The sequence below is a fragment of the Kocuria salsicia genome (assembly GCF_007681555.1).
Classification (GTDB): domain Bacteria; phylum Actinomycetota; class Actinomycetes; order Actinomycetales; family Micrococcaceae; genus Kocuria; species Kocuria salsicia.
Map to the genome: position 1 here is coordinate 1 of NZ_VELE01000010.1, position 19,400 is coordinate 19,400.

19 protein-coding genes and 1 pseudogene are annotated in these 19,400 nt (G+C 68.7%); 16 read left to right on the forward strand and 4 right to left on the reverse strand.

Annotated features, from left to right (window positions below; all coding sequences use genetic code 11):
* The first annotated feature begins 235 nt into the window (after positions 1-235).
* The 3 genes from FS770_RS11540 to FS770_RS14335 all read left to right on the forward strand — a co-directional run bounded on the left by FS770_RS11540 (position 236) and on the right by FS770_RS14335 (position 1,697).
* The gene (locus tag FS770_RS11540) at positions 236-628 is read left to right on the forward strand and encodes a DUF6176 family protein (RefSeq protein WP_145011983.1); all 393 of its coding nucleotides are present in this window, start codon (positions 236-238) and stop codon (positions 626-628) included.
* Positions 625-1,158: a GNAT family N-acetyltransferase gene (locus FS770_RS11545; protein WP_145011986.1), complete on the forward strand. Its 534-nt coding sequence runs from the start codon at positions 625-627 to the stop codon at positions 1,156-1,158. Before FS770_RS11540 ends, FS770_RS11545 begins: the two co-directional genes overlap by 4 nt.
* Positions 1,159-1,262: 104 nt before the next feature.
* Positions 1,263-1,697: a GNAT family N-acetyltransferase gene (locus tag FS770_RS14335; protein ID WP_425323838.1), complete on the forward strand. Its 435-nt coding sequence runs from the start codon at positions 1,263-1,265 to the stop codon at positions 1,695-1,697.
* A 77-nt stretch (positions 1,698-1,774) separates the two neighbouring features.
* On the opposite strand, the pseudogene FS770_RS11555 reads toward FS770_RS14335, so the two are convergent.
* Both FS770_RS11555 and FS770_RS11560 read right to left on the reverse strand, forming a co-directional pair.
* Positions 1,775-2,191, reverse strand: a pseudogene (locus FS770_RS11555) (integrase core domain-containing protein); the annotation flags it as partial.
* Positions 2,192-2,217: 26 nt separating this feature from the next.
* Positions 2,218-2,583 (reverse strand): VOC family protein, encoded by a 366-nt coding sequence (locus FS770_RS11560; protein ID WP_145011993.1) that lies wholly within the window; start codon positions 2,581-2,583, stop codon positions 2,218-2,220.
* A gap of 90 nt (positions 2,584-2,673) precedes the next feature.
* Here FS770_RS11560 and FS770_RS13910 point away from each other — a divergent pair, with 90 nt between their 5' ends.
* From FS770_RS13910 to FS770_RS11580, 3 genes are all read left to right on the forward strand, one after another.
* A complete protein-coding gene (locus FS770_RS13910) occupies positions 2,674-3,657 on the forward strand; it encodes a helix-turn-helix transcriptional regulator (protein ID WP_222126513.1) in 984 nt (327 codons plus the stop codon).
* A 96-nt stretch (positions 3,658-3,753) separates the two neighbouring features.
* Positions 3,754-4,938, forward strand: coding sequence for a glycoside hydrolase family 76 protein (locus tag FS770_RS11575; protein ID WP_145011999.1), 1,185 nt, complete (start codon positions 3,754-3,756; stop codon positions 4,936-4,938).
* A 62-nt stretch (positions 4,939-5,000) separates the two neighbouring features.
* Entirely contained in the window at positions 5,001-5,543 is a 543-nt protein-coding gene (locus tag FS770_RS11580; protein ID WP_055086277.1) for an NUDIX hydrolase family protein, read from the forward strand.
* 7 nt (positions 5,544-5,550) lie between these two features.
* On the opposite strand, the gene FS770_RS11585 is transcribed toward FS770_RS11580, so the two are convergent.
* Positions 5,551-6,633 (reverse strand): FUSC family protein, encoded by a 1,083-nt coding sequence (locus FS770_RS11585; RefSeq protein WP_144828292.1) that lies wholly within the window; start codon positions 6,631-6,633, stop codon positions 5,551-5,553.
* A 275-nt stretch (positions 6,634-6,908) separates the two neighbouring features.
* Between FS770_RS11585 and FS770_RS11590 the strand changes: the two genes are divergently transcribed.
* The 7 genes from FS770_RS11590 (at position 6,909) to FS770_RS11620 (ending at position 16,266) form a co-directional block, all read left to right on the forward strand.
* Positions 6,909-8,246, forward strand: coding sequence for an MFS transporter (locus tag FS770_RS11590; RefSeq protein ID WP_144941135.1), 1,338 nt, complete (start codon positions 6,909-6,911; stop codon positions 8,244-8,246).
* 132 nt (positions 8,247-8,378) lie between these two features.
* Positions 8,379-9,653, forward strand: a complete 1,275-nt coding sequence (locus tag FS770_RS11595) for a M24 family metallopeptidase (RefSeq protein WP_055086270.1) — start codon at positions 8,379-8,381, stop codon at positions 9,651-9,653.
* Between the two features lie 98 nt (positions 9,654-9,751).
* The gene (locus FS770_RS11600; RefSeq protein WP_055086268.1) at positions 9,752-10,549 is read left to right on the forward strand and encodes an IclR family transcriptional regulator; all 798 of its coding nucleotides are present in this window, start codon (positions 9,752-9,754) and stop codon (positions 10,547-10,549) included.
* A gap of 398 nt (positions 10,550-10,947) precedes the next feature.
* Positions 10,948-12,234 carry a tRNA guanosine(34) transglycosylase Tgt gene (tgt, locus tag FS770_RS11605; protein WP_145012005.1) on the forward strand — a complete coding sequence of 429 codons (1,287 nt, stop codon included), beginning with the start codon at positions 10,948-10,950 and terminating at the stop codon, positions 12,232-12,234.
* Positions 12,235-12,459: 225 nt separating this feature from the next.
* Entirely contained in the window at positions 12,460-14,214 is a 1,755-nt protein-coding gene (locus tag FS770_RS11610) for a biotin carboxylase (RefSeq protein WP_244944906.1), read from the forward strand.
* A 1-nt stretch (position 14,215) separates the two neighbouring features.
* On the forward strand, positions 14,216-15,409 hold the full coding sequence (locus FS770_RS11615) for a serine hydrolase domain-containing protein (RefSeq protein WP_145012008.1): 1,194 nt from the start codon (positions 14,216-14,218) through the stop codon (positions 15,407-15,409).
* 2 nt (positions 15,410-15,411) lie between these two features.
* The gene (locus FS770_RS11620) at positions 15,412-16,266 is read left to right on the forward strand and encodes an MBL fold metallo-hydrolase (protein WP_145012161.1); all 855 of its coding nucleotides are present in this window, start codon (positions 15,412-15,414) and stop codon (positions 16,264-16,266) included.
* 49 nt (positions 16,267-16,315) lie between these two features.
* Here FS770_RS11620 and FS770_RS11625 read toward each other — a convergent pair whose 3' ends face one another.
* Positions 16,316-17,041: a queuosine precursor transporter gene (locus FS770_RS11625; RefSeq protein WP_145012012.1), complete on the reverse strand. Its 726-nt coding sequence runs from the start codon at positions 17,039-17,041 to the stop codon at positions 16,316-16,318.
* Between the two features lie 119 nt (positions 17,042-17,160).
* On the opposite strand from FS770_RS11625, the gene FS770_RS11630 reads away from it, so the two are divergent.
* The 3 genes from FS770_RS11630 (at position 17,161) to FS770_RS11640 (ending at position 19,400) form a co-directional block, all read left to right on the forward strand.
* Positions 17,161-17,988, forward strand: a complete 828-nt coding sequence (locus tag FS770_RS11630; protein WP_145012015.1) for a hydroxymethylpyrimidine/phosphomethylpyrimidine kinase — start codon at positions 17,161-17,163, stop codon at positions 17,986-17,988.
* 150 nt (positions 17,989-18,138) lie between these two features.
* Positions 18,139-18,804: a TetR/AcrR family transcriptional regulator gene (locus tag FS770_RS11635; protein WP_145012018.1), complete on the forward strand. Its 666-nt coding sequence runs from the start codon at positions 18,139-18,141 to the stop codon at positions 18,802-18,804.
* 203 nt (positions 18,805-19,007) lie between these two features.
* Entirely contained in the window at positions 19,008-19,400 is a 393-nt protein-coding gene (locus FS770_RS11640; protein ID WP_145012021.1) for a hypothetical protein, read from the forward strand.

Sequence of the window (19,400 nt, forward strand, 5' to 3'; positions counted from 1 at the left end):
TCACCACCTCATCGTAATGAGCGGCTCTCCAACGCCGACGCGGACACTGTGCCGTAAACGGTCGTTTTTGCTACGCCCTCTCCGAGTAGGTGGGGCTAACTTGTGAAGTGCGCCGATAAATTCCCGTTATCTCGCGTGGGCAAATGTCCATCCTAGGTCCGGCCGCTAGACCGCCGCACGGTGTTCTAGGCCGGCAGCGGCCGGACCTCATACCAAGGTGACTTAAGGTGTTGCCGTGATCATCGAACTGACCCGATTCCGCGTCCGCGCCGGCGCCGAGGAGCGCGCGGCCGCGTGGATGGACTTCCTCCGCGCCAATCCCAAGGCGTTCCGCGAGACCCTCGAGCCCGAGCAGATGTACGTCGAGACGATCCTCAGTGAGGTTCGCGACGGCATCACCTACCTTTACTGGTACTCCGTGCAGGGTGGAGACCGCGCCTCTGTCCAGGAGTCGCAGCACTGGTTGGACAAGAAGCACCTTGAGTTCTGGCGAGACGTCATCGACCCCGACTTCCCTCCCCAGGAGCTGACCCCGCAGATCCACATGACGCCGGAGCGCGTCGAGGCCGCCATGAAGCCCCTCGACGGCCCGCAGGACAGCACCCCTCACCCCGGGCGCGACACATGACCACCCGACTCCGCCCCACCTCTCCCGACGACGCCCCCGCCCTCGCGACGCTGATCGTCTCCCAGCGGGAGCACCTCGTCCCGTGGGAGCCGGCCCGGCCGGAGTCCTGGTTCACTGCGGAGGGCCAGCGGGAAGTCTTGGAGCAGGCGGACGCGGACCGCGCAGCGGGCCGCTCTCACGCCTTCGTCATTACCGACGGCTCCTGCGCCCTCATCGGACGTCTGAACCTCGCCAGTGTGGTGCGCGGAGCCGGCCAGTTCTGCTCCCTCGGCTACTGGGTCGCCCGCGAGCAGACTGGCCGGGGCGTGGCGACCACCGCAGTCAAGCAGGCCCTGCGGATTGCCTTCGAGGACTTCGGCCTCCATCGCGTGCAGGCGGAGACCCTTCCCCACAACCAGGCCTCCCGTCGCGTGCTCGAACACCATGGATTCCAGCGATACGGACTGGCCCCGCAGTACCTGAAGATCGCCGGGGCCTGGCAGGACCACGAGCTCTGGCAGCGACTGGCTCCGAACGACGCCCCACGATGAGCGGCGCCTGGGCTCCCTGGGCTCCCGGCGCCCGAGGCGTCCCCCGCCCTGCCGTACGGGTGCGTCCCGCTGGGCCCCGTGATCTCTCAGCCCTTGCCGCGGTTATGGCCAGCCGTGGGGGCACCCCAGAAGATCATCGGTCGGCTGCCGTGCGCTTGCTCTCTACCGCTCCTGTCCTCCTGGTTTCTGAGGACACCGGCACCGCCCCGCCCAAAGTCGTTGGGTGGTCCGGGGCCACCCGGGTCCCTCTCCAGCCAGGGGATCCGGCGCGGTGGCTGACTGCAGGCCTGACCGTCATCCCGGAGGCCCGCCGCGCAGGGATCGGTCGCCTACTGCTGCGCGCGGTGGGGGATGCCACCGCGTCGGCAGAGGGCGGACCGCTCCACAGCGTCATCAACGCGCGCAATCAAGCCTCCCTCGCCCTGCATGAAGCCTGCGACTTCAGGGTTCTTGCCACGGGTCCACGCTTCGCGGGCATCGAGTTCGACGGCGGGGTTGGCGTCCTATTGGTCATGGATCGCTCTCTTGAGCGGGATTGAGCGCCCATGCCTGCACAAGAACGAAAGCGTCGCGTGTGCAAGCTTCGCAGCGTCTCGACACCGGCTGGTTTTGTCTTCTAGGTGTACTGACCGGGGACGTTGATCAAACGTGAGAACAGCGGCTGGTTCCCGCAGGCCGTGTGCGGACGGTGCTCGTTGTACTGGTGCAGCCAGGCGGGCAGGGCGTCTCGGCGTTCTTGCTCGCTGGTGCAGCAACGGGCGTAGGCCCACCCATCAGCCATGGTGCGGTGGAACCGCTCGATCTCCCCGTTGGTCTGCGGCCGACACGGCCGAGTGCGCTTGTGCGTGATCCCCAAGTCGGCGCAGGTGTCGCGCCACAGGTGTGAGCGGTAAGCGCCGCCATTGTCGGAGAGGACCCGCTCGACGGTGACTCCGCGGGCGTTGAACCACTCGACAGCGCGCACGAGCACGGCGATGGAGGTGACGGCAGTCTTGTCGTCATGGATCTCGGCGTACGCGACGCGGGAGTGCTCGCCGCCACGTAGGGCCTCTTGTCGGGTCAATCGATGGGGCTGACTCGGATGAGGTTGCCGTCGGGGTCGGCGATCACGAAGGTGCGACCGAACACGTCGTCATGGGGTTCCTCGACAACGCGCACGCCCTTGGCAGTCCAATCCTGGTAGACGGCGTCGATGGCCGAGGCAGGACCGGGGACCATGAGTCCGATCTCGCTTGTGCGAGGTGTCTCAGGAGTGGTGTTCTCGTTGCCGCCGGTCCAGATGGCGAACAGCACCCCGGGTGCCACCTCGAAAGCGACGTAGCGCGGGCTGGTGAAAGTGGGCTCGATGTCGAACAGGCTGCTGTAGAAGGCGGTGGACCGTTCGGCGTCGCTGACGTAGGTCAGGAACAGGTTGGGTGCCGGCATGGATGTCTCCTTCGGATCGGTGGATCAGGTGGCTTCATCCGATCAGTCAAATACGACATCTACTGTCATGTTTTCTGTGAGGATCGGGCCATGAAGTCCTCGAGGCTCTTGTCGATCCTGCTGCTCCTGCAGACCCATGAGCGGATGACGAGCAAGGAGCTGGCCCGGCGGTTCGAAGTATCGCCGCGCACGATCCTGCGTGATGTCGAGGCGCTGTCGGCCGCTGGCGTCCCGGTCCATACGGAGCAGGGCCGGGGCGGGGCGATTGTGCTGGACCGCCGATCCCGTCTCGATGTGGCGCGTCTCGATCCTGCCGAGCTGCAGTTGCTGACCGTCGCAGGACTGGAGGCCAACTTCTTCGAGCAGGTCGGGCTGCAGGCAGTTCACACCAGCGCCCGGGAGAAGCTGGCGGCCGTCGCCACGCGAAGGCAGGCTCCTACCACCTCGCCCATGTCCGAGGTGCTCCTCATCGACCCATCGGGGTGGTTCACGACCGGGCAGGAACTCGACCTGACCGACCTGCTGGCCGCAGCGCGCGAACGACGACGCATCCTCCTCCGATATCGACGCAGCGGGGAGGCAATCGGGCAGTGGCTCACTGCAGACCCCTACGGGCTCGTGAACAAGGCCAGCTCTTGGTACCTCGTGGCTGACGTTGACGGGCAACCCCGCCTGTTCAACACCAGCCGCATCGAAGATTGTGAGTCCCTCACGGACACCGCGGCACTGCGACCAGACTGCGATCTCCGGTCGGTGTGGCGGGACCTGCTGGCCAGCTTCCACTCGGAGCCCGGTGTCGAGGTGCACGCGCTGCTGCGTTCGACCCGTCTGGACCTGGCCCAGCGAATCCTCGGAACACGCCTGGTCAACATCACCAATACTGAGGACGAGTGGACCCCAATCGTCGTTCACTACCCCGACGTCGAATCGGTGCGACAGCTCCTCCAGTTCGGCGACCACATCCGCATCCTGAACCCGACCGAAGCGGCCGCTCGGTTCCACGACCTCGCCGCCCAAATCATGCAGGCTCACGCCGCAAGCAGCTCAACCAACGTCCCCGGTCACTACACCTAGCGGCTTGACGAAAACCATAGAGGCACCCCCCCCCCCCCCGCAGCGGCGCCCGGTAGGCTTCTGGGACACCCCGTCCGCCGTCGCAGGAGCCCCGCCATGTCCGAGTCCCCCGCCCACCGGGCCGCCAAGGCCGCCCACTCCGTGGACCACCTCTTCGGCTCCCGGGCGTTCCGCGTGCCGGGCACGTACCTGGGCGCCGTCGCATTCCCGCACCCGCGTCGCGGCCCCTGGCACTACTGGTGGCAGGCGCACCTCATGGAGGCGTTCCTGGACGCCGCCGCCCGCGAGCGCCGTGCCGCTCACGCCGACGCCGCCGCCTTGGCCCGCTCCCGCGCGCACCAGCTGCTGCGGGGCATCGCCGTGCACAGCGGCGGCCGGGTGACGAACAACGTGTTCTTCGACGACATGGCCTGGCTGTCCCTCGCGCTGGGCAGGCTGCGCCACGAGGACGTCGCGGCCACGGGCCGCACCACGCGCACGGTGAAGGACGACGGCGTGGCGCTGGCCAGGCGACTCGAGGCGGGGTGCGACGAGAATCTGGGCGGCGGCTCGTGGTGGAACACGACCCGCGACTACAAGAACACCGCGTCCACGGCGCCGGTGGCGCTGAGCTTCCTGCGGATGCACCGCGTCGAGGAGGCCCACGCCCTGCTGATGTGGCTCTTCGACACGCTCTTCGACGCCGAGCGCGGCGTGTTCCTGGACGGTGTCCGGCTGATCGCGGCGGGCTCCGGCACGGAGACGACCGCCGTGGACCCGCACGTGTACACGTACAACAGTGGACCGGTCCTGGGTGCGGCGCTCGAACTCGCGCAGCACGTGACGGACCCGGCGCAGCGGAAGCTGTGGTTGGACCGTGCGGCACGCCTCGTCCACGGGGCGGCCCGCGAGTTCACCGTCGAGGGACCGCACGGCCTGCCCGTCCTGAAGGGCCAGGGCGGTGGAGACGCCGGGCTGTTCACCGGGATCCTGGCGCGTTACCTGGGCGAGGCGGCGGCGTCGTCGCAGCTGGAGCCGACAGCGCGCATGACTGCTCGCGCGCTCGTCGCCGCCACCGCCGACGCCCTGTGGGACGGCCGCCGTGAGTTCGACCCGGACGTGGACTTCTCCCGGCCCGGCGTCACCGCGCAGACCGTGGATCACGAGACGGTGGCCGTGTTCTCCCCGGAGCCCTCCCGCCACGCGAACGACACCCAGCGCACCGGAGCCCCCGTGGAGCTGAGCACCCAGGTGCAGGCGTGGACGGTCCTCGAGGCCGCGGCGCTTTCGGCTGACCGCTGAACCCGGCGCGGCACGCGAATCCGCTCTGGCCCGAAAGGGTGTGACGAGGGTAGAAACGACTCATGAGTTCAGTACGCACACCGGACCCGAACCCTGGTTGGCTCAGCGAAGAGGACCTCAACCGAGCACGCGCCACGCTGCCCATCGTGTACGTCCAGGCCATTCCCGTGCGCCTGGACCCACTGGGGTGTCTCTCTGAGATCGGGCTGCTGCTCACCGCCAACGACGAAGGCCGCATGGTGCGCACGTTCGTCTCCGGGCGTGTGATGTACCGAGAGACGGTGCGCGCCGCGCTGCTGCGCCACCTGGAGAAGGACCTCGGGCGCCTGGCGATGCCGCAGATGCCCTCCACCACGGTGCCGTTCGCGGTCTCGGAGTTCTTCCCGTCCCCGTCCGAGACGGGGTTGACCGACGACCGCCAGCACGCCGTGGCGCTGAGCTACATCATCCCCGTGCGCGGTGAGTGCGAGCCCCGCCAGGACGCGCTGCAGCTCTCGTGGATGACCCCGGACGAGGCCCTCTCGCTGGACGTCCAGGATGAGTTCGAGGGCGGCCGCGAGGACCTCATCCGCCAGGCCATCGCCCACGCCGGCTGGGGCCGCTGAGGCCTTCTCAGTCTTCGTCCCGCGTCGGGACCCTGGGCATCATTCCAGTGGCCTGCCGGATGAGCGGCAGGGCCTGCGTGTCCGCGATGCGCTCCTCGCGTGATCGGAACACGTAGACCACAGCGAGTCCGCACGCGGCACCGATGACCGTCTCCACCGCGCGTGCCTGCAGCAGCGAGGACGCCCCGCCAGGGTTCGCGAGCTCGGTCATCAGCAGGGCCAGCGGGGTGATGAACAGAAGCGCCACGGAGTAGTTGCGCCCCACGAACAGCTCCGCGAGGAACTGCAGCAGGATCACGAACACCACGATGTGCCAGCTCTGCAGTTGCAGGGACAGCAGGAACGCGGTGACCCCCACACCTCCCAGGGTGCCAATCACGCGGTGCACCGCGCGCAGGGTGCGGGCGGTGAGGTCCGGCGCGGCAATTGGGGCCGCGGCCGCCACCATGGCCCAGTAGCTGTGGGAGAGTCCGCTCAGGCTGCCCAGCACCGCGGCCAGGCCCGTGGCTACGAAGAACCGCCCGGCGTGGGCCCACAGCTGCGCCCAGCTCAGGCCGTGGTGCGCAGGAACGGGTGCGACGGGGCCCCGCACGCCCTCGCCCACGAGGGTGAAAGCGGCACCGAGGCCCACGGACAGTGCTGCGGAGACGGCGGCCACCGCACCGGCCTGCCACACGGGGGCCGCGTCGGGCAGCGTGCCGATCGCCCCCGTCGCGAAGATGAAGAACAGCGAGCCCGCCGGCTTGAGCGTGAGGTATGCCGCAAGCAGCGCACCCACCCCGGCCACGACCGCCGTGACGGCCAGCACCGCAGGCTCCGGTGCCCCCACGTCCGACAGCAGAGCACCCAGCATCACGCACAGCACCACCAGCAGACCCGCCCAGGACTGGTGTGCCGCACGTGCGCGGGCGGGTTCGTTGCGCGCGTAGATGGAGGTGAAGGCCCCGAACGCCGCGTAGATGGCCAGGTCCGTACGGTCCACGAGCAGCAGCACCAGCAGGGGGATCGCCACCGACAGGGCGATCCGCGCCGCCGGGACGTGGTCGCGCTGGGACGGCTGGATCGTGAAGAACTCGGAAATCTGACTCACGTGTGCTGGAGCGCCTTTCCACGGGGTGACACGGGGACGCCCCATTCTCCCTCAGATGCGTCCCCCCGTCCGCACCCACCCAGGAAATCGTTCCCTCGCTCGCAACGGTGTTGCAACACGACCGTAACGACACGCGTGTTCTGTGAGGAGTAGGCCGCTCACCCGCTCTCGATCCGGCAAGCAGACAGAGCTCTACCCCTTGACGGAACGATCGGCCACTACTACTTTGAAGCAACCGCGTTGCAGACATTGCAACATCACACCCTGGGGGACCCATGACCCACGAAGCCACAGCCCAACCCGCGCCCGCGGCGGGGAGTCCCGAGGCGCCGTCTGCCCCGGTCTCGGCCGCCACCCGACGCCGCGTGATCTCCGCGAGCTTCATCGGCAACTTCGTGGAGTGGTTCGACTACGCGATCTACGGCTACCTGGCCGCGACCATCGCCGTCGTGTTCTTCCCGGACTCCGATCCGCAGACGGCGCTTCTGGCCACGTTCGCGCTGTTCGCCATCTCATTCTTCGTGCGGCCCCTGGGTGGCTTCTTCTGGGGCCACCTGGGCGACAAGCTGGGCCGGCGCACCGCGCTCTCGCTGTCCATCCTGATCATGACGGGCGCCACGTTCTGCATGGCCCTGATCCCCGGCCATGCGAGCATCGGCATCTTCGCCCCGATCCTGCTGCTGATCGTGCGCATCGTCCAGGGCTTCTCCGCGGCGGGCGAGTACGCTGGCGCCTCCGCGTTCCTGGTCGAGTACGCCCCGTCCAACCGGCGCGGAATCTACGCCGCCGTGGTTCCGGCCAGCACCGCAGCCGGTCTGCTGTTCGGCTCGCTGTTCGTGGCCGCACTGTCCGCGCTGCTCTCCGGGGACCAGATGAACTCGTGGGGCTGGCGCATCCCGTTCCTGCTGGCCGCCCCCATGGGCCTGATCGGGCGCTACGTGCGCACCAAGCTCGAGGACACTCCGGTCTTCCAGGAGCTCGCCAAGGATGACGAGGTCATCCCGGCCCCGGTGAGGGACATGTTCCGCCACCACTGGGCCACCCTGCTGCGGGCGTGCGGCGCGGTGCTGCTCAACGCCGTCGGCTTCTACATGCTGCTCAGCTACATGCCCACGTACCTTTCCGAGGAGATCGGATTCGGCAAGACGGAATCCTTCCTGGCCACGTCCCTGGCACTGCTGTCCTACATCGGTTTCATCTTCCTCACGGGCCTGGCCTCGGACCGCTTCGGCCGCAAGAAGATGCTTCTGGCCGCAGGGATCTGTTTCATCCTCTTCACGGTGCCGCTGTTCATGCTCCTGGACCAGGGCACGTTCGCGGTGGTGCTGCTCGTGCAGGTGCTCCTCGGGGCCATGCTCACGCTCAACGACGGCACTCTGCCCAGCTTCCTGGCCGAGCAGTTCCCCACCCGGATCCGCTACAGCGGCTTCGCGGTCAGCTTCAACCTGTCCAACGCGGTCTTCGGCGGCACCGCCCCCTTCATGGCCACGCTGCTGATCTCAGCCTTCGACTCGGATCTCGCGCCGGCCTGGTACCTCATGGTCGCCGCCGCAGTCTCGCTCGTCGCCGTCGCCTTCTCCCACGAGACGTGCGACAAGCCCCTGACCGACTGACCGCCATACCGGGGGCGACGCCGCGCGGCGTCGTCGTCCCCCGCCTCACCCGCCACCCCGCCCGAGAAGTCCCCCGTCCAGACGAGAACGACCACCCCACCAGAACACGACAGCACACCACCAAGGAGGATCATGAACACCTCACCCGCCACCGAAGCCACGCGCACGACGGAAGCCACCGACGTCTCCGAGCTGGCCCGCCTGAAGGTCATGCACAACGGCGAGAAGGAGCAGCTGACCTTCTCGGACGCCGAGTTCGAGCGCCGCCTGGCCGGACTGCGCGCGATCATGGCCGCCCGGCAGATCGACGCCGTGATCCTCACCAGCTACCACGGCATCAAGTACTATTCGGACTTCCTGTTCACCACGTTCGGCCGCAGCTACGCGCTCGTGGTGACCGCACTGGACTCGGTCACGGTGACCGCGAACATCGACGCCGGCATGCCGTGGCGCACCAGCTACGGCGAGAACGTGATCTACACGGACTGGCGCCGGGACAACTACTACTTCGCACTGCAGGAGGTGCTGCGCCAGCGCAACGTGACAGCGCGGCGGATCGGTGTGGAGGACGACGCCCTGCCCCTGCTCAACCGTCAACGCATCCAGGATGCGTTCCCGGACGCCGAGCTGGTGGACGTCTCCCTGGACGCCATGCGCCAGCGCATGATCAAGTCCGCGGAGGAGATCGCGGTCATCACCCACGGTGCGCGTATCGCGGACCTCGGCGGCGAGGCCATCCGGGAGGCTATCCGCGAGGGGGTGAGCGAGTACGAGGTGGCACTGGCCGGCACGGAGGCCATGGTGCACGAGATCGCGCGGACGTTCCCCCTGCGCGAGGTTCGGGACACCTGGGTGTGGTTCCAGTCCGGGCTCAACACGGACGGCGCCCACAACTGGGCCACCACCAGGAAGCTGCGGCGCGGGGACATCCTGTCCCTGAACTGCTTCCCCATGACCTCCGGCTACTACACGGCCCTGGAGCGCACCCTGTTCCTGGGTGAGCCGGACGCCCGCTCGCGCGAGCTGTGGGAGATCAACGTGCAGGTGCACGAACGGGGCCTGGAGCTCATCAAACCGGGTGCGGTGTGCAAGGACATCGCCGCGGAGCTCAACGAGATCTACATCTCCCACGGGCTGCTCGCCAACCGCACGTTCGGTTACGGGCACTCCTTCGGCGTGCTCTCCCACTACTACGGCCGCGAGGCGGGACTGGAGTTGCGCGAGGACATCGACACCGTCCTGGAACCGGGCATGGTGGTATCCATGGAGCCGATGATCACCATCCCGGAGGGCGAGCCCGGTGCCGGAGGCTACCGCGAGCACGACATCGTGGTGATCGGGGAGGACACCACGGAGGACATCACCAAGTTCCCCTACGGTCCTGAGCACAACATCATCCCGGCCTAGTCAGTCGCAGCACCGCGGGGGTGGCACCGTGTCCGCACGGCGCCACCCCCGAGGCCTGCCGTGGCTCCGGCCCCATCTGCGCAAGAATGTAAAGTCCTATGGCACCCCCGAGATCCGAGTCCGCAGCCGACTCCCGCACCACCCCCGTCATCGCCAACGCAGTCAGCGTGCTGCGCTGCTTCTCCCACGACGATCCCCTGTTGGGTGTCACCGACATCGCCGGGCGGGTGGGGCTGCACAAGTCCACCGTTTCCCGCATCCTGGCGACCCTCGAGCAGGAGCACCTGGTGGAGCGTGACCCCCAGAGCCGCCGCTACCGTCTGGGGCTCGGGCTGATCACCCTGGCCGGGCCGCTGCTGGCCGATCTGGACGAGCGCCGCGTGGCCTACCCAGTGCTGCAGGAGCTGACCGAGCAGACCGGCGAGACCAGTGCCCTGGTGGTCTGGAACGGCTCCGAGACCGTGTGCGTGGAGCAGATCCCCAGTCCGCAGGAGATCCGGCACACGATTCCACTCGGCACCCGGTACGACACCGCCCTGAGCTCGTCCGTGCAGATCTTCCTGGCCCACCAGCCCGCGGAGCGGGTCCGCGCCCTGCTGCTCGCGGGGACCGTGACCCACCACTCCGCGGCCGACGACGCCGTCGCCCGCTACCTGGAGGCCCTCACCGAGGTGCGCGCCGCCGGGGTGGCCGTGAACTACGGCAAGACCCGCGTGGACGAGGTGGGCGTGGCCGCGCCCGTCTTCGACCACCGGGACGAGCTCGTGGCCGCCGTGATCATCGCGGCGCCGCGCTACCGCGTCACGGAGGACCAGGTGGAGCAGATCGCGGCAACGTGCACCGCCGCGGCGGACGAGGTGTCCCAGCGGCTGGGACACGCATCGCACGGCGGCTGACACCCTTGCCCGGCTGGCCACGATCCGGTGCCCCGCACAGACCGGGTGGCCCGCAGTCAGTCCAGACGGGGGACGTGCTCCGGATGACTCGCGCCCAGCGCCCGGTCAAAGGTTGCGAGCTCCACCCCGGCAAGTGCGGCCAGTGTGACGAGGTATTCGTCCGTGACCTGACGACGGCCCCTGAGAGTTTCAAGGCCGACCTGCGTGTAGGGCGGCGAATCCGTCAGGAAATCGACTCGGGGGTGTTCGTGGAGTGCCCTCAGCGGCCGTGCGAGGGACAGCGATGGGAGGCCGGTGACGGGACGCACCGGCAATGCACCAGGGATTGTTCTGCGGGATCAGCGTCGTCACGCCGGAAGCGGCACCATGGGGATTCCGCGGTCCGGCACAATGGTGAGGTGCCTTCCCCAGACTCCGTTCCCGCGTTCAGCTTCCAGTTCCACACCCGTCTGCGTGACGGCAAGGGTGTGCCGGAGGCGCGGATCCGCGAGAACGGCGGGCAGTTCCAGGCGCGCACCGGAACCATCATCACGCCGCACGGTCAGATCCAGACGCCCGCGTTCATCCCCGTGGCCACCCAGGCCGCGATGAAGGCCGTGCTGCCCGAGTCCATGGCGGCGGAGGGCGCGCAGGCGATGCTCGCGAACGCCTACCACCTGTTCCTCGAACCCGGGGACGACGTCCTGGACGAGGCCGGCGGGCTCAGCACCTTCATGAACTGGCCGGGCCCCACCTTCACGGACTCCGGCGGGTTCCAGGTGATGTCCCTGGGCTCGGGTCTGGGCAAGGTCATCGACATGTCCACCGTGGCCAACCCCCTGGGGGACTCCCAGATGGCGCCCGGCCAGAAGCGCATGGCGCGCGTGGACGACGACGGCGTGTGGTTCCGCTCCTACCTCAACGGTGACCTGCACCGGTTCACCCCCGAGGTCTCCATGCGGGTGCAGCACAACATCGGCGCGGACATCATGTTCGCCTTCGACGAGCTCACCACCCTCCACAACTCCCGCGAGTACCAGGAGGTCGCCCTGGAGCGCACCCGGACGTGGGCGCTGCGCTGCGTCTCCGAGCACCACCGGCTCACGGAGGAGCGCACCCACAAGCCCTACCAGGCGCTGTTCGGCGTGGTCCAGGGCGCGCAGTACGAGGACCTGCGCCGCCGGGCCTGCCGGGACCTGTCCGGGATGGGTTTCGACGGCTTCGGCATCGGCGGCGCACTGGAGAAGTCGCAACTGGGCACGATCGTGCGCTGGTGCACCGAGGAGCTGCCGGAGAACACCCCCAAGCACCTGCTGGGCATCTCCGAGCCGGACGACATCTTCACCGCGATCGACAACGGCGTGGACACCTTCGACTGCGTCTCCCCCACCCGCGTGGCCCGCTCCTCGGCCGTCTACTCGCCCACGGGCCGGGTCAACCTCACGAACATCCGCTTCAAGCGGGACTTCACCCCCATCTCGGACACGTGCCCCTGCTACACGTGCACGCACTACACGCGTGCCTACCTGCGGCACCTGTTCAAGTCCAAGGAGCGCAACGCCGCCACCCTGGCGTCCATCCACAACGAGCGCTTCGTCCTGGACCTCGTGGCCGGGGCCCGCGCGGCCATCGACGACGGCACCTACTTCGAGTACCGGGACGAGTTTCTGGGCAGCTACTACGGCACGACCCAGCCGAACATCTGAGGACGACGACGCCGCGGGGCCCACCCCCGCACGTCGCACGCGACGTCCCCATGACCACGGCGGATATCATCCGAACTCATGATCGGTCTGGTCCTGATCGCCGCGCGGGCTCTCCACATCACGACACGTTGTGCGCAATTACCCGTGCTCGGCTCCTCTGTGTTGCTCCTCACAAACGGCGGCCTGTATAAACGGAACTCACACCGATGCAGAGGAGTGGTCATCGTGACCGACACCGCAGGTCGTTCGGAAACTCAGGGGACTTCAGGACGGGGTGCGTCGGAGGAGGAGCTGCTGCGCGCGCAGGTCTCGCAGACCATGGCCGCCACGCCCGCCGTCGACGACGCCGCGGGGCCAGACCTCGCCACTCCCCCCGTCGAATCACTGCCGGAGGACGTGCCTGCCGAGCCGGAGACCGGCCGCCCGGGCTCCGTGGACGACTCGCCGGAGACCTCCGCGGGAGGCTACGGGGTGGCGGCGGACGCCAAGTACGTGCCGTTCGACGTCGTCGGCCCCACCCGCCGGGTGCTGCGCAACATGTCCGAGGTGCGCCACTTCTTCCGCGTCAACGACGTCCCAGTGTTCTTCGTGGGCGCCACGCCGTTCAACCTGCTGGGCCTGGACCGCTGGGTCCGCAACCTGTCCTACGTCTCGTACTACGACGGCTGGGACGGAGCCCACCCGCGCATCTTCACGCCCAAGGACAAGCCGGCCCGCGAGTTCGAGTCTGGCGAGGACATCAACAACTGGCTGCTGCGCCACCACGAGGTGCGCGCGCACATCGAGTCCCGCACGCCGCACGGCAACCGGCCCAAGATCGCCCTGGTCTTCTTCAATGAGGAGACGGAGGAGATCTGCGAGGAGCTCGGCTACGACCTGATCCTGCCCAAGGCGGAGCTGCGCGAGATGCTCGACTCGAAACTCGTGACCACGCGCCTCGGCAACGAGGTGGGCGTGCCGTCCGTGCCGAACGTCCTCACCACCGTGGACTCATGGGACGACCTGCGCGAGCAGTCCGAGGACTACGGGCTGGGCACGGACCTGGTGGTGCAGACCGCCTACGGGGACTCCGGCAAGACCACGTTCTTCATCGCCTCGGAGGAGGACTGGGAGAAGCACTCGGGTGAGATCGTGGGCCACGAGGTCAAGGTCATGAAGCGCATCAACAACGTGCCCGTGGCGGTGGAGGCGGTGCAGACGAGCGCCGGCACCATCGTGGGCCCGTTCATGACCGAGCTCACAGGCTATGCGGAACTCACCCCTTACCGCGGCGGCTGGTGCGGCAACGAGACCTTCCCAGATGTCCTGGACGACGAGACTCGGGCCGTGGCCGCAGGCATGGTGCGCCGGCTGGGCGACCGCCTGGGCCAGGAGGGTTACAAGGGCTTCTTCGAGGTGGACGTGCTTGTGGACACGGACACCAAGGACGTCTACCTGGGCGAGCTGAACCCGCGCATCTCCGGCGCCACGGCCATCACGCAGGTCACGGCAGGCGCATACGCGGACATCCCACTGTTCCTGTTCCACCTGCTGCAGTACATGGACGTCGAGGTGCAGCTGGACGTGGACGAGATCAACGAGCGCTGGGCCGAGCTCGCGGCCGTGGACGTGTGGAGCCAGGCAGTGGTCAAGGAGACCGGTCCCGGGGTGGCCCGGATCGACAAGGCGCCCCGCACCGGCCAGTACTTCGTGAACGCGGACGGCGAACTGGTCTTCCGCCGCGCGGCACTAGACTGGCACCAGCTCCAGAACTCGTCGGAAGTCTTTTTCATGCGGATCTACGGTCCCGGCGAGTTCCGCTGGAAGGGCGCAGACCTCGGCATCATCGTCTCGGTGGGACGGCTGCAGCGCGCCGCACGGGACGGGCTCGGCCTGAGCATCAGGGCCAAGCACCTGATCGAGTCCTTCCGGAACATGTACGCCGTGACTCCCCTGGTTCGCCCGGCAGGGGCCAGGGGATCCGCAGGTTTGAAGGCCTGACTTGCTGAGCGAAACCAGTAGCTCTCCTGGCGCGGGGGTCACTCTCAACAACTGGCAGACGCCCGAGCAGCTCGCGTGGTCTTTCCAGCACATCGCGGACATCCTGCCCACCGCCGTGATCTCCCGCGCCGCGGCACCCACCGCCCCGTTCGAGAGCGCACCCGCCCCCGTGGATGAGCTGCCCCTCGTCACAGTGGATGGCCGGTTCCTGACGGTGCGGGAGGTCATGGACTGGACGTACACGGACGGCTGGCTCGTGGAGCACGACGGCCGCCTGCTCGCGGAGCACTACCCGAGCGGCATGGCCCCGGGCACCCGTCATCTGCTGATGTCCGTGAGCAAGTCCCTGGTCAGCCTGGTGTCCGGCTCCCTGTGGGGCGCGGGCCTGCTGCACCCGGACGCGCCCGTGACCGCGTACGTGCCGCAGCTCGCGTACTCCGGCTACGCCGGCGCCACCGTGCGCCAGCTGCTGGACATGCGCACCGGCGTGCGGTTCTCCGAGGAGTACACGGATCCGGACGCCGAGGTGCGCCAGCTCGAGGAAGCCATCGGCTGGAAGGCGTGGACCCACCCGGGCCCGCGCAGCATGTACGAGTTCCTCCTGGGTCTGCAGAAGGTCCGGGAGCACGGCGGGCTGTTCGAGTACCGCTCGGCGGAGACCGACGTGCTCGGATGGATCTGCGAGGCCGCCGGCGGCGCGCGCATGCCTCAGCTGATGTCCCGTCTGCTGTGGAGCCGCATCGGCGCGGAGGAGGACGCCAACATCGGCGTGGACTCCACCGGCACAGGCATGTTCGACGGCGGCATCTCTGCCTCCCTGCGGGACATGGCCCGTGTGGGCCGCGTGGTGCTGGGCGACGGCGTGTCCATGACGGGCGCGCGGGTCACCCCGGCCGAGTGGATCCACGACACGCTCACCGGTGCACCGGACTCCCGGCAGGTCTTCGCAGACTCCCCCACGGACACCCGGATGCCCGGCGGCATGTACCGCAACCAGTTCTGGATTCCCCGTGAGGGCTCGGACGTGGTGCTCGCCCTGGGCATCCACGGCCAGATGATCTACGTGAACCGCCCGGCCCGCGTGGTCGCCGTGAAGCTCTCCAGCTGGCCGGTTCCGCAGGACGCGTGGATGCTGCTGAGCACCATCACGGCCTTCGACACGATCGCGGCGGCGGTGCAGGAAGGCCGCCTGTGAGCCTGGCCCGCCCCTACGAGGCCGTCCCCGGCAAGCTGCACCGCGTGAGCAGCTCGGCGGGCGTGGTGCTCGCCCCGAACTCCGGCCCCATGACGCTGGACGGGACCAACACCTGGATCCTCTCGGGCCGGGGTGAGGGCCCGGAGCACCCGCACTACGGCAACCACCCGTCAGCGCAGGGTCGCGGCGAGTGGCCCGGCCCCGACGTCGTCGTCGTGGACCCGGGCCCCGCGGACGAGGAGCATCTGCAGGCCGTCGCGGCCACGGGCACCGTGGTGCTGATCCTCGTGACGCATCGCCACGGGGACCACACGGACGGCATCGACCGGCTCCACGAGATCACCGGTGCCCCCGTGCGCGCCGCGCTGCCGCAGTTCTGCCGGGACAGCGGCGAACCGCTGCGGGACGGGGACTCCGTCCTGGCCGCCGGCGTGAGCATCCGCGTGATGGCCACCCCCGGGCACACCTCGGACTCGGTATGCCTGCGTCTGCCCCACGACGTCCCGGAGACGGTGCTGACGGGGGACACCGTGCTGGGCCGCGGCACCACCATGATCGATCACCCGGACGGCTCCCTGACCGACTACCTCGCCTCCCTCGAGCGTCTCTCGCAGCGCGCCGGTGTCGTGGGCCTGCCCGCCCACGGGGACCCGTTGCCGGACCTGCGCGAGACGTGCCTGGAGCTGCTGCGGCACCGGCGCGCGCGCCTCGAGGAGGTGCGCGACGTCGTGAACAGGCTCGGCTCCGGGGCCAGCGTCGAGGCGGTCACGGACGTGGTCTACCCGGACGTGCCCGGCGGCGCGCGCCGCGCGGCCGAGCACTCGATCGCCGCGCAGCTCGCCCACCTGGACCGCTGAGCGCTCCTCCTGGGCACGACGAGGCCGCTGCCGCCGGTGCCCGCCAGCCTCACCCCTGGCTCGTGGCGGACTGCGCGTAGCCGGGCTCCCGGCGCTTGATCCAGGCGATAGCCGCGTATGTCACGGGCATGATCACGACCTCCACGAGGCACTTGTACACGTAGCCCACCACGGCGTAGTTCACGAACGCGGACCACGAGTCGATCCCGATCACGGGTGCGGCCACCGCGCAGAAGATCAACGTGTCCACGAGCTCCCCCACCAGTGTCGAGGAGATCAGCCGCGCCCACAGGTGCTTCTCGCTGGTGCGCTCCTTGACCTTGACCATCACGTAGGCGTTGAGCAGCTGCCCCACCAGGTAGCCCAGCAGCGAGCCGGCCACGATCAGCGGCACCGGGCCCAGCACCGCCTCGAACGCGGACTGGTTCTCGTAGAACGGGGCGGCCGGGAGGGCGATCACGATCCAGAACACCAGGGACGAGAACGCACCGAAGAAGAACGACGTGAGGATCGCCCGGCGGGCCGCGCGGAAGCCGTAGACCTCAGAGACCACGTCCCCCAGCACGTAGGCCAGGGGGAAGAGGAAGAAGCCGCCGTCCGTGATGACCGGCCCGAACTGCACGCCCTTCGTGGCCCCGATGTTGGAGAGCACGAGAATCACGCAGTAGCCCGCGAGGACGAGGTCGAAGTACGTGCGGGGGCGGCTCGCTAAGGCGGCCCCGCGTGCGGGAGGCGGGGCGGCAGAAGGGCGCGGCGGGGTGGCGTGGGAAGACACAGATGTCCTTGGAGTCGAGGGACGTCGAGGGGACGTCGCCTGCCACCCGACGTCGCACCCAGTGTAGTGGGGCGTGGGGAACTCGCGGGGCCGGTGCGGGGCGGAGCACAATACTGTCCATGAGTGAAACCACACGAAACCAGCCGCCCGTCGCCATGACCGTCGCGGGCTCCGAGGCCACCGGCGGTGCCGGCGCGCTCGCGGACATCAAGACCTTCACCTCGCTGGGGGTCTTCGGCTCCCTCGCACTCACGTGCATCGTGGCGTTCGACCCGGAGAACGGGTGGGACCACCGCGTGACCCCCGTGGACCAGCAGACCCTGGCGAACCAGCTGCAGACCATCACCGCGGCATTCGACCTGGACGCCGTGAAGATCGGCATGCTCGGCCACCCGGACACCATCCGCACCGTGGCCACCGCCATGAAGGAGCTCCGGCCGAAGCACCTGGTGCTGGACCCCGTGCTGATCTGCAAGGGCCAGGAGCCTGGTGCCGCCCTGGACACGGACCAGGCGCTGAAGGCGGAGGTGCTGCCGCTGGCCACGTTCGTGACCCCCAACCACTTCGAGTCCCTCTCGCTGTCCGGGATGGAGTCCATCGACTCGGTGGAGGACCTCAAGGAGGCCGCGCAGCGCATCCACGACTCCTCGGGCGCCGCGGTGCTTGCCAAGGGTGGAGTGCGCCTGGCAGGAACGGACGCCGTGGACGTGTTCTACGACGGCTCCACCCTCGAGGTGCTCAGCGAGCCCAAGGTCAGCGAGGTGCCGGTCTCCGGCGCCGGGTGCTCCCTGGCCGCCGCCATCACTGCCGAACTCGCCAAGGGTGCCGCTCCCCTGGACGCCGCCCGGACCGCCAAGCGCTTCGTCACCGCCGGGATCCGGCACCGGTTGAGCTCGCGCCTGCCCTTCGACTCCCTGTGGCAGGGCGGGCTTGCCGCTGAGGTGTGACAGAACACCGGCACTGAGATTCCTGTAAGCCTGCCGGGAATGCCCTGTTGCGCAGGGCATTCCCGGCTCGGGTGGGGTGGAATGGAGGCAAGAACCCACGGCAGTCGGCAAGCCCTCCATTTTGCTGACAGAATCGGATAAGGTGTCGTTATGCCCCGCATCTCAGCCTCCAGCAACGCCGCACAGCGTGAGCGCACGCAGCGCTCCATTCTCGACGCGTTCGGAGAGCTGCTCTACAGCAACGGACTGACGGACCTCACGATGACCCGCGTGGCCAAGACTGCCGGTGTGGGCCGCACGGCGGTCTACAACTACTTCGCGGACATGGGCGAGCTGCTCGTGGCCTACGCCTTGGACAAGACCGAGCGCTTCGTCTCAGATCTGAACCGGGAGCTCGCCGCCGTGGAGAACCCGGTGGACCAGCTGGGCGTGTACATCCGCGTTCAGATCGAGGACCTCAGCCGCCGCCACCTGCCCCCCGGCCAGGCCATGCGCACTGTGCTCTCCCCGGAGGACTTCGCCAAGCTGGGCAAGCACGTGGCCCAGCTGCAGGCCGTGCTCTCGGAGATCCTGCAGCGCGCCATGGACGAGGGCTACCTGCCGCAGGGCGACACCGCCGAGCTGTCCCAGCTGGTGCATGGCTCCCTGACCGCCACGGCGGACCGCAGCAAGAGCGTGGAGAGCACCCGCGCCCAGAACGAGCGCACGCAGGCCACCGTCCGCTTCATCCAGCGTGGTCTCGGCGCCCAGTTCGACGCCGATTTCCACCCCGTGCGCCTGCCCGTCCAGCCCCCGGTGCTCAGCGCGGTCTCCTGAGCGACCTCCCCGAAGCACCGGCCCTCGCGTCACAATCCGTCGCGGGGGCCGTTTTCATGCGCAAACGTACCGGGTGGTCACTGGCCGGGCTACAGTTCTGCCATCCCCATCGGACGTGACGACGACGGCGCGCAGCGGCGGGCTGCCGGTCCCCCTGTGCATCGGGCTGGGTGCCGCGGTCGTCCGGAACAAAGGACCCTCTCATGGTCACTGTCTCCACCCTTCGCCGCTCATCCGCCACCGCCCTCGCGGCGCTCGTGCTGACGGCGGGCCTCTCCGTTGCCGGAGCCGCTCCCGCGGAGGCCGCCACTGTGCGGCCCTGCCAGGCAAGCGTCTCCGTCAAGCAGCCGCGCCAGTACACGACCACCGTGGTCCACGTGTCCAAGGTGGGCAACGGCGCGAAGGTCACGACGAGCGCCCGCTACAAGACGACCACAAACGCCAAGTCCACCAAGGCCTCCACCCGTGGCACGGCCGCCGTGCGCTATCCCATTGCGGGGGCAACGCCGGGTCGCACGGTGCGCGTGGACGTCGTCGCCACCGGCGGGGGCACCACCTGGAAGTGCTCCACCACGTTCACGCCGCGCCGCAAGTAG

Excerpts from the sequence above, each read along its gene's own strand:
- FS770_RS11545 (WP_145011986.1), top strand. The coding sequence starts at position 625 with ATGACCACCCGACTCCGCCCCACCTCTCCCGACGACGCCCCCGCCCTC.
- FS770_RS14335 (WP_425323838.1), top strand. The coding sequence starts at position 1,263 with ATGGCCAGCCGTGGGGGCACCCCAGAAGATCATCGGTCGGCTGCCGTG.
- FS770_RS11560 (WP_145011993.1), bottom strand. The coding sequence starts at position 2,583 with ATGCCGGCACCCAACCTGTTCCTGACCTACGTCAGCGACGCCGAACGG.
- FS770_RS13910 (WP_222126513.1), top strand. The coding sequence starts at position 2,674 with ATGAAGTCCTCGAGGCTCTTGTCGATCCTGCTGCTCCTGCAGACCCAT.
- FS770_RS11575 (WP_145011999.1), top strand. The coding sequence starts at position 3,754 with ATGTCCGAGTCCCCCGCCCACCGGGCCGCCAAGGCCGCCCACTCCGTG.
- FS770_RS11580 (WP_055086277.1), top strand. The coding sequence starts at position 5,001 with ATGAGTTCAGTACGCACACCGGACCCGAACCCTGGTTGGCTCAGCGAA.
- FS770_RS11590 (WP_144941135.1), top strand. The coding sequence starts at position 6,909 with ATGACCCACGAAGCCACAGCCCAACCCGCGCCCGCGGCGGGGAGTCCC.
- FS770_RS11595 (WP_055086270.1), top strand. The coding sequence starts at position 8,379 with ATGAACACCTCACCCGCCACCGAAGCCACGCGCACGACGGAAGCCACC.
- FS770_RS11600 (WP_055086268.1), top strand. The coding sequence starts at position 9,752 with ATGGCACCCCCGAGATCCGAGTCCGCAGCCGACTCCCGCACCACCCCC.
- FS770_RS11630 (WP_145012015.1), top strand. The coding sequence starts at position 17,161 with ATGAGTGAAACCACACGAAACCAGCCGCCCGTCGCCATGACCGTCGCG.
- FS770_RS11635 (WP_145012018.1), top strand. The coding sequence starts at position 18,139 with ATGCCCCGCATCTCAGCCTCCAGCAACGCCGCACAGCGTGAGCGCACG.
- FS770_RS11640 (WP_145012021.1), top strand. The coding sequence starts at position 19,008 with ATGGTCACTGTCTCCACCCTTCGCCGCTCATCCGCCACCGCCCTCGCG.